9 protein-coding genes and 1 tRNA gene are annotated in these 9,180 nt (G+C 66.5%); 9 read left to right on the top strand and 1 reads right to left on the bottom strand.

Features of this window, described 5'->3' with window-relative positions; all coding sequences use genetic code 11:
- Window positions 1-417: 417 nt before the first annotated feature.
- Together H7965_RS27100 and H7965_RS27105 are read left to right on the top strand one after the other, a co-directional pair.
- On the top strand, window positions 418-2,598 hold the full coding sequence (locus H7965_RS27100; protein WP_186773663.1) for a PAS domain-containing sensor histidine kinase: 2,181 nt from the start codon (window positions 418-420) through the stop codon (window positions 2,596-2,598).
- Window positions 2,591-2,989 (top strand): response regulator, encoded by a 399-nt coding sequence (locus H7965_RS27105; RefSeq protein WP_186773664.1) that lies wholly within the window; start codon window positions 2,591-2,593, stop codon window positions 2,987-2,989. The genes H7965_RS27100 and H7965_RS27105 overlap by 8 nt, the downstream gene beginning before the upstream one ends.
- Window positions 2,990-3,171: 182 nt before the next feature.
- Here the strand turns inward: H7965_RS27105 and H7965_RS27110 are convergent, their stop codons facing one another.
- Complete coding sequence (locus H7965_RS27110) at window positions 3,172-3,399, bottom strand: hypothetical protein (protein ID WP_186773665.1); 228 nt, start codon at window positions 3,397-3,399, stop codon at window positions 3,172-3,174.
- A gap of 177 nt (window positions 3,400-3,576) precedes the next feature.
- On the opposite strand from H7965_RS27110, the gene H7965_RS27115 reads away from it, so the two are divergent.
- The 7 genes from H7965_RS27115 (at window position 3,577) to H7965_RS27145 (ending at window position 7,520) form a co-directional block, all read left to right on the top strand.
- Window positions 3,577-4,182: a transposase gene (locus tag H7965_RS27115; protein ID WP_186773666.1), complete on the top strand. Its 606-nt coding sequence runs from the start codon at window positions 3,577-3,579 to the stop codon at window positions 4,180-4,182.
- A 67-nt stretch (window positions 4,183-4,249) separates the two neighbouring features.
- Window positions 4,250-5,191 carry an FAD-dependent thymidylate synthase gene (thyX, locus tag H7965_RS27120; RefSeq protein WP_186773667.1) on the top strand — a complete coding sequence of 314 codons (942 nt, stop codon included), beginning with the start codon at window positions 4,250-4,252 and terminating at the stop codon, window positions 5,189-5,191.
- Window positions 5,192-5,246: 55 nt separating this feature from the next.
- A complete protein-coding gene (locus tag H7965_RS27125) occupies window positions 5,247-5,513 on the top strand; it encodes a hypothetical protein (RefSeq protein WP_186773668.1) in 267 nt (88 codons plus the stop codon).
- Between the two features lie 105 nt (window positions 5,514-5,618).
- Entirely contained in the window at window positions 5,619-6,032 is a 414-nt protein-coding gene (locus tag H7965_RS27130; protein ID WP_186773669.1) for a RidA family protein, read from the top strand.
- A gap of 64 nt (window positions 6,033-6,096) precedes the next feature.
- Window positions 6,097-6,411 carry a hypothetical protein gene (locus H7965_RS27135; RefSeq protein WP_186773670.1) on the top strand — a complete coding sequence of 105 codons (315 nt, stop codon included), beginning with the start codon at window positions 6,097-6,099 and terminating at the stop codon, window positions 6,409-6,411.
- On the top strand, window positions 6,411-7,385 hold the full coding sequence (locus H7965_RS27140; RefSeq protein WP_186773671.1) for a Bug family tripartite tricarboxylate transporter substrate binding protein: 975 nt from the start codon (window positions 6,411-6,413) through the stop codon (window positions 7,383-7,385). Before H7965_RS27135 ends, H7965_RS27140 begins: the two co-directional genes overlap by 1 nt.
- 58 nt (window positions 7,386-7,443) lie before the next feature.
- A tRNA-Pro gene (locus tag H7965_RS27145) sits at window positions 7,444-7,520 on the top strand.
- Window positions 7,521-9,180: the final 1,660 nt, after the last annotated feature.

Here is a 9,180-nt window from a genome sequence, read left to right on the forward strand (position 1 = left end):
TCAGCTTCTGGGATTACCTCGGCGCCAGGCTCGGCATCCCAGGCCAAGCCAGCATCCCGTACTTGCCCGACTTGGTCCGGCAGCGCTGCCAGCCCGCCTGACCACCACAGGTTTTGCCCCTCTTACGTACTTCGCTGCGATCCGCATTCTTCAGCAGAACTGGCCTGAAGCGGCCTATTCGCTATCAGTTCATTGGCCTTCAAACCAGGCGTCGGATACGGAAAGCGGCTCCATCGCGCTGGGGAGTGGCATCGGCCGCGCCCGGAGGAAACCTTCCTCGATACAGCGGGCAGCTCGGCGGCATGGCCATTCCATATAAGATAAGACACGGGCCGAAATCTGAGGACAGGCATACCATCAAATGCTAAGTCGCGCGGATCGGCAAAAACCTTCGCAGCACAGATGGAAGGCGTGACAATGTACACAGTGGAAGCGGATGCCGCCGCTGGCCGCCAGCTGAGCGAATACGAGGCTCTTGTCGCGTCAGCGCCCAGCGCACTCGATGCCATTCCGGGAGCGGTCTATCTGTGCGATAGCGATGGCTGGCTCGTCAGATACAACTCGGAGGCGGTAGCGCTCTGGGGGCGTGAACCACGGTTGAACGTGACCGGCGAGCGCTTCTGCGGCTCGCAGCGGCTTTATCTCGTCGACGGAACGCCGCTTCCTCACGCGGGCTGCCCAATGGCGGATGCGGTGCGGACCGGACGGGCGACGCGCAACGGCGAAGTCGTGATCGAACGACCGGACGGCACGAAGTTTACGGCGCTCGTCAACATCCAGGCGCTGCGGGACCGCAATGGAAGAATCCAGGGCGCAATAAACTGCTTTCAGGACATCAGCGCTCACAAGGCGCTCGAGGAGGAACTTCGTCGCAGGAACCGGGATCTCGAGGATTTCTTCGAGAACAGCGCGGTCTGCCTCCATATCGTGAACAGCGACGGCATCATTCTGCGCGCCAACCAGGCCGAGCTGGCACTCCTCGGATACTCGCCCGAGGAATATATCGGCCGCCATATCACCGAGTTCCACGCCGACCAGGCCACCATCGACGACATCCTCCGGCGGCTGTCCCGCAAGGAGAGGCTGGACCGCTATCCTGCCAGGCTACGCGCCAAGGACGGCTCGATCCGTCATGTGCTCATCACCTCGAACAGCCGCTTTGACGATGGAAGGTTCGTCAGCACGCGCTGCTTCACGGTCGATGTCACCGAACTGCGAGAGGCCGACGACGCGCGCCGCCAGAGCGACGAGCGATTGGCCGCGACCTACGAAGCCGCGATGGTCGGCATCGCCGAAGTCGACGAGCACGGTCGCTACATGCGCGTCAATGACGCGCTGTGCAACATTCTGGGACGCTCGCGCGAGCAGCTGCTGGCCACCAATCTGCTTGAGCTCACGCATCCTGAGCACCGCGCCTGCGAGGCCGAACATTACGGAAAGCAAGTGCGTGGGGAGCTCGCAAACTATGCCATAGAGAAGCGGGTCGTCAGGCCGGACGGCTCGATCGTCCATCTCGACGTGTCGAGCTCGTCGGTTCGAGATAGGAATGGCCGTTTCCGATACGGCGTCCGGATCATGCAGGACGTGACCGAGCGCAAGCGGATGCAGGACGAAATCCAGGCGAACGAGCGGCGGCTGCGCGAGCTGCTGGAGGCGGTTCCTGCGGCGATCTACACAACCGACTCCGAGGGCCGCATCACCTTCTACAACCAGGCCGCCGTGGAGCTGGCCGGTCGTGAGCCCGTGCTCGGCCACGACCGGTGGTGCGTTACGTGGAAGCTCTACTGGCCCGACGGCACGCCGTTGCCGCACGATCAATGCCCGATGGCAACCACCTTGCGCGAGAACCGGGCTGTCCGCGGCAGCGAGGCGATCGCGGAGCGGCCGGACGGAAGCCGCGTTTTCGTAATTCCCTATCCGACGCCGCTGCGCGACGCCGAGGGCCGGCTTGTGGGCGCGATCAACATGCTGGTCGACATCACCGACCGCAAGAACGCCGAGGCGCGGCAGAAGGTGCTGATCGACGAGCTGAACCACCGCGTGAAGAACAGCCTGGCAACGGTTCAGTCGCTGGCCGCCCAGTCGGCCAGGCATGCGAGTGACCTGCAGGATTTCTCAACCAAATTCGAAGCCCGTGTCCTCTCGCTTGCGAAGGCACATGATCTTCTGACGAAGAGCAACTGGATCAGCGTGCCGTTGGAGACCCTGCTCCGGGACATCATCGCGCCGTACAGCAGCGGTGAGGATAGATCGCGGATCGGCGGTCCGGCGCTTGAACTTAACCCGCGCGCGGCGCTGTCGCTGACGATGGTGCTGAACGAGCTCGCGACGAACGCAGCGAAATATGGATCGCTCGAAGCACCGTCCGGCACGCTGTCGGTGCGATGGGACGTCAGTCCGGAGAACACGCTCGCACTCGAATGGCTGGAACAGGGTGGTCGAAGGGTAAACGAGCCGAGCCGTCGCGGCTTCGGGACGCGTCTCATCCGGCGCTGCATCGAACGCGATCTCGAGGGCTCGGTGGATCTACGCTTCGAGGAGACCGGCGTGCGCTGTCTGATGGCGATGCCGCTTGCGCCTCTGAGCGCCCATGGATGACCTTTCGGGGCTTCGCGTGCTCCTCGTCGAGGATGAGGGCGGTGTCGCTCTCCTGATCGAGGACATGCTGGAGGAGCTTGGGTGCGTGATGGTGGCATCGGCCGCGCGCCTTGGCCGTGCGTATGAGGCCGTGCAGTCCAAGGTGCTGGACCTTGTCGTGCTGGACGTGAATGTGGCCGGAGAAACGTCGTTCGATTTCGCAAGGATGCTCGTCGCTCGGGGCACGCCTTTCGTGTTCAGCACAGGCTACGGCGTCGGCGGCCTGCCGGTGGACCTCCAGAACCAACTGGTCCTTGCCAAGCCGTTCAGCTTGTCCGACCTCCGCCGGTCGATCAAAGCTGCGCTGCCAAAATGCACCTCCGATCAACCCCGGAACGGCGCCTGCCTCTGAATGATGCTGCGCCAGCAGCGGCAGCTGAGCTATAAGCGAGCCCTTCCCATCCAGGCAGGATGGCAGTGGCCGAAGAACTCGCGGGCTGATCGCCTGATATCGGTCTACGGACTGGCAGCGGCTCACCGGTAGCGCAGCCCTACTCGCGAACCAGCCGTGCACGCTGTCCGGCATCCTGCCCGTCAACCCGGCTGAAGCTGGACCGTGAAGTCAGCGCGTGCAGGTGAGGAGCGCACCGGATCAATCCCAATGCCGCTGTCCATGCGCGGTTTGACCTGCCGGTACAGGTCCGCTTCCACCCATCTCAGCAGTTGCGGCCCGCGTCGTGCAATGGCCGTCCGGGAAGAACCTTCGATACGGTGAATGGCATGGGCGGGTGCCGAGCAGACCTCAATGCGGCGATCACCCACCTCCACCTTTCCCCGAAGCGGGTGTTGGCGATGCCCGTGCTGGATTGAGCGGTTTCAGAACGTAACCTTCGGCGAGGATGGAAAGGCTCCCCAATCCAGGCGGCAGGGCAGTCTTCCGTTGCCAAACCCGCTATGTTCCTTATATGTTCTATTCACCCCCACCTTCGGCCCCACCTCATGCCCCCCACCGCCTTCCGCCTCACCCCCCGCCGCCCCTGGCAGCGCATGAGCGACACCGAATGGCTCGCCCTCATGCCCTATGTCGAACGCCGCTCCGGCCCCGGCCGTCCGTTGCGCGAACTCCGCACCCGCATGGATGGCATCTTCCACCTGGCCGCTGCCACCACCGCCCCCTGGCACAGCCTGCCGGCCGAGTTCGGCAGGCCCGACACCGTCCACCGCTACTTCCGCCGCCTGACCCATGCCGGCCTCTGGCAGCGCCTGCTGCACGCCCTGGCCGAGGCGCCTGAGGGCCACCCCCTCCGCGCCCTCGAAGCCTGGATCTGCCGCGCCTGCCGCCGCGCCTACCGCCTCCTCGGCCTCGGCTTCATCCTGCTGGTCCGCCGCCTTGGCCTGCGCTCGGCCATGCCCGGCCCACCCTGGCTGCTGCCCGACCCGGATTTGTCCGAAACCCTGCTCCGCTATCCAATCCCGTGGCCGGATCCGGCCAGGCGCGGCAGCCTCACCCGCTGCCGGGAGGTCCTCCGCCGCCTCCGCCACTGCCTCCGGGTCACCGCCGGGCGGAAATCCATCCCCCGCAGCCTGCGACTGGCCTGGACGTGAGCGGCACGCTTGACCCCACCGCCTGCATGGGGCAACGGCCACCCGTTTCTATCGGGGGCTACGCACCATGGCGCTGACCGACGCGCAGCAACAGGAGATCACGGCCGCCCGCGCAACGGAGGCACGCACCCTCCGCCCCACCGTCCCGGCGCTGGAAGCCATGCTGTTCCACGCCATGCCGGTGCTGGACCACGGCTTCCTCCGGGTCATCGACTACATGGGTGACGATGCCGCGGTGGTGCAGGCCGCCCGCGTCTCCTACGGCCGCGGCACCCGCGCGGCGAATGAGGACCGCGGCCTGATCCGCTACCTCATGCGCCACCGCCACTCCACGCCCTTCGAGATGTGCGAGGTGAAGTACCATGTGAAGCTGCCGATCTTCGTCGCCAGGCAGTGGATCAGGCACCGCACCGCCAACGTGAACGAATACTCCGCCCGCTACTCCATCCTCGACCGCGAATTCTACATCCCCGCGCCGGAACATCTGGCCGCGCAGTCCAGCATCAACCGCCAGGGCAGGGGCGATGTGCTGCAGGGCGAGGAAGCCGCGCAGGTGCTGGACCTGCTGCGCAGCGACGCGACCCAGGCCTATGACCACTACGCCTGGATGCTGAACGAGGATGCCGAGGGCAACACCGTGGACCCCGCGCGCGAGGGCCTGGCGCGCGAACTGGCACGGATGAACCTCACCCTCAACACCTACACCCAGTGGTACTGGAAGACCGACCTGCACAACCTGCTGCACTTCCTCTCCTTGCGCGCCGACCCGCACGCGCAATACGAGATCCGCGCCTATGCGGAGGCGATGCTGCAGACTGTCCAGGCCTGGGTGCCTGCCTGCTACGAGGCATTCGCCGAGTACCGCCTGGGCGCGGCGACGCTCTCGGCCGGCATGCTCGGCGTGGTGCGCCGGCTGCTGGCCGGGGAGGATGTGCAGCAGCCCGCCAGTGGCCTGTCCAAGCGCGAATGGCGGGAGCTGATGGAAACCCTGGGCCGCCCCGTCGCATGAGTCCGGACCGCGCCGCCGCCCCCTGCGCCCGCGCCGAGGCCGCGGCGATGTTCGGATGAGCGGCGCGCGCAGCGCCCCCAGGCCGGCCTCCACCCGGCCTGCCGCTTCGAAGCCCGCCGCATCCAAGCGCGCCGGCAAGCGCGGCCCCGCCGCCGCGCCGCTCTCCGGCTGGCGCCGCTGGATCTGGGTGGGCGTGCTGGTCGCCGCGGTCACCATCGGCCTGCCGCTGGCGCATGCGCTGTTCGGCGAGGTGGTGGCGCTGCTCGGCGGCACCTTGCTGCTCGGCGTGCTGCTCGGCCGCTGGACCGCGCCGCGCCGGTGAGCACGCCACCGCGGCTTTACAGCGCGCGGAACCGGATTACGCTGCCGCACCAAGCGCAGCCGGAGCGCCCAGGGTCTCCCTTTTGCCAAGGAGCAGGAGCCGTTCATGGCGCACCGCCGCATCCGCCCCTTCAACACCCGGGACACCTACCCGGAGCAGAAGCTCGACAACGACCTGGCGCAGGCGGTGGTGGCGCGTGGCGCCACGGTCTTTCTGCGCGGCCAATGCCCGCAGGAGCTGGACGGCGGTGCCAGCGTCGGCCACGGCGACCCGGTCGCGCAGACCCACAAGGTGATGCAGAATATCCGCCAGCTGGTCGAGGAAGCCGGCGCGAGGATGGAGCATGTGACCAAGCTGGTGGTCTACCTCACCGACATCCGCCATCGGGAAGCCGTGTACCGCACCATGGGCGAGTACATCCGCGGTGTGCACCCGGTCTGCACCGGGCTGGTGGTGGTGGCGCTGGCCCGGCCGGAGTGGCTGGTCGAGATCGACGCCACCGCGGTGATCCCCGAATGAGTGGCGCCAATCGCCGCAGCGCGCAGGCGCAGCCGGGACAATGCGCGGCACCGCGGTTGTGCGCATGACCTTTCCCGTCTCCGGCTGTTGCCCGCGCCGCGGTGAGTTCGGCATCGCCGTCTCCTCCTCGCCCATCGTCGCGGCGCACCGCGCCCACGCGCGGGCCGGACGTCGCCGTGGACGGGAAGGCAGGCCGGTGAATTCCGCCGGGATGTCGGTGGTGCGCGATTTTCCATGGCTGCTCGCCGATCTTCACGCCGACTGGACCGGAGCACCGGCCGAGCTCCGGACGTTCTGGCGGCCGCGGCAGGAAATCCGCCTTAACCGCGCCTTCGATCCCTCGGCCGCACCGGCCTTCGGCGTGCCTGGAGACCCATGATGAGACCCATTCCGAACCGCCGCACCCTGCTCGGCGCCGCGCTGGCCCTGCCGGTGGTGGCGCGGGCCCAGCCCAGTTGGCCGGATCGCCCGGTGCGCATCCTCGTCGGCTTCTCACCCGGCGGCTTCACCGACATCCTGGCCCGGGTGATGGCGACCGCATTGCACGCCCGCTTCGGTCAACCCTTCCTGGTGGAGAACCGGATCGGCGCCACTGGCATCATCGCCGCCGATGCGGTGGCCAAGTCGGCGCCCGATGGCCACACCTTGCTGCTGGCGCATCCAACCGCCTCGGCCATCGCCCCCGCGCTGGCCCAGCGCCTGCCCTTCGATGCGGTGCGCGCCTTCGCCCCGGTCACCCTGCTGGCGCGCCAGCCGCACCTGCTGCTGGTGAAGGGCGACTCGCCCTGGAGGTCACTGGGCGACCTCATCGCCGAGGCGAAGCGGAAGCCGGGGAGCATCACCTTCGCCTCCTCCGGCGTCGGCTCGGTGCAGCATATCCAGGGTGAGCAATTCTGCCTCGCGGCTGGGATCGAGGCGGTGCACGTGCCCTATCGCGGCTCTGCGCCGACCATGATCGATATCGCCAATGGGCAGGTGCATTGGGCGATCGACGGTGTCGCGGTCTCGGCGCCATTGATCGAGGCGGGGCAGCTGCGCGCCCTCGGCACCGCCAATGCGACGCGGATCGCCCGCTGGCCGGATGTGCCGACCTTCGCCGAGCAGGGAGTTCAGGGGGTGGTGCCCGGTTCCTGGTTCGGGATGATGGCGCCGGCGGGCACGCCGCCCGCCATCATCGCCAGTCTGGCCCAGGCCACAAAGGCGGCCCTGGAACTGCCGGAGGTCATGCGGGCCATGCGTAGCGCCTCGGCCGATCCGGGCGGGCTGTCGCCCGAGGAATTCGTCGCCTTCCTCGCCAAGGAGACGGACGGCTATCGGGCCCTGGCGGCGCGAACACGGATATCGCTCGATTGAGCCGCGCGAGGGCAGGGGGGTAGCGGGCCGGCATCCTCGGTGCTAGTCAGGCGCCGGACGGACCGTAGCGCAGTCTGGTAGCGCACTTGTCTGGGGGACAAGGGGTCGTGGGTTCAAATCCCGCCGGTCCGACCAATTTTCCCTCATAAATCAAAGGCCTAAGACGTTTCAGGTCCGCGATTTTTATCGTCCGAAGTCAACGTGATACCAGGCTTTTGCAAGCGCAACATGAGCGCTTTGGTATCACAGTGGTATCACGGGATGTTCCCACGCGCACTTGTCTGACGAACAAGAGGCCGCAGGAATTTTCCCCAAAAGTTTGATTTTTTTGGAGAAATCCTCACAAGCCGTGGGCAAAGCCATCCGAAGCGGCCTCAGCCTGGGTTGACGAGGGCCTCCGTGGCAGCGAGGACGGTGACGCAGGTGATGCGGAGCAACGGCCACATCCAGGTGCCCTGCGAGATCGAGTGGCAGGCCGCCCCAGTGCGTGAGCGAACCGAAGCTGCGTTCGACCACCCGGCACCGCTGCAGCACCGCGAAGGCCTTCTGACTGGGCGTGAGTGACGAACTCGTGGCACATGCTGTGCAGGTTGGACCACTCGTTGCAGCGCTCCTGCAATTCGTCTGCCAGTACTCGTTAGAGTCTGTTTCAGAACCACATGGGAACAACCATGAGGCGCGGTAAGCGGGCAGTTGAGCGTACCCCACAGCCAACTCTGCCGGGCCGGTGCGCGCTGGAGCAATTCGGCCCGGCAGCGCACGCCGACAGCCCCACCAAGCGGCGGCAGAGCGTGCTGCAGGCCACTACCCTCAACGGCAAAGTCAATGGTCGCGTCTACTTCCCGCTGGACGAGGCGGTGCTGCCGGGCCCCGCCGGTCGCGGGCGGGGCGGCGCCGGCCGTAGCGCCCCCGTTGCAGCCCCAGGTTCCGGCCAAGGGCACGACGCCCGCGTTGGCGCCTCCATAGGCGGCATACGAAATGCTTGAAGCTCTGCCATCAACCGGCGCAGCCTTGCTTGCCCACTCGTGGCAAGGAGGAAATGTCAGATGTATTTCAGGGTCACTGCATTGGCAGCGATCACCTTGCTTGTCGGAAGCCCAGCTTTTCCGCAGGACGACGCAGGACCATGCGTCCGCAACTACACCACCGGCCAGATCCTTGTTCGGGGCTCTGGCAGTATCTATTACGCTGGATCTTTTGGGGGGCAAGCGGAGCCGGATTGCTCCCCTCGCTTCACGCAGTTCGATGTCATTTCATGCGCAAGGGTCTGTATCAATCTCCCGCTGCACTCTGAACCCGAAGAGATCCTTCGTCTAACGACTGAGGGGCCCGGCAGTCGGACCCCCGGCTGGGTCGCGAAGGAGCACGGGTTTGAGCCGCCCTATACGCGCTGGTGGGGCATGGAATTGGAGCGCACCATCACGACTCACCGATATTGCAGCACGATCGGGAATTGGGCCGCGGCACAACACCGGCCACAGATCGGCGCACAAATGACTGCTCGCGTTCGCATGACCTACGACCGCTGCTGACGCGAGGAGTGGGTGATCTGCCACTCGGCATCGGTGAAGCACGTTGCGAAGGGCTGGGACGGGCGCACAAGCTCGGCCCGAGCGGCGAGGGTCCACATCGGCAGCATCGAAGGACGTCACAAGCCGCGAAATGTCCGTAACCGTCGTCCCGCCCGCACGGTGAGCCTCGGCTGATCTGCCTTTCGGCTGGTTTCTCGGGCGCATGATGGCGCGGTAGCCTGAGCGCTCCGGCGAGACGGGGTGGAGATGGCGGTCGAGGACGA

Origin of the sequence: Siccirubricoccus deserti (assembly GCF_014283215.1) — a bacterium.
Classification (GTDB): domain Bacteria; phylum Pseudomonadota; class Alphaproteobacteria; order Acetobacterales; family Acetobacteraceae; genus Siccirubricoccus; species Siccirubricoccus deserti.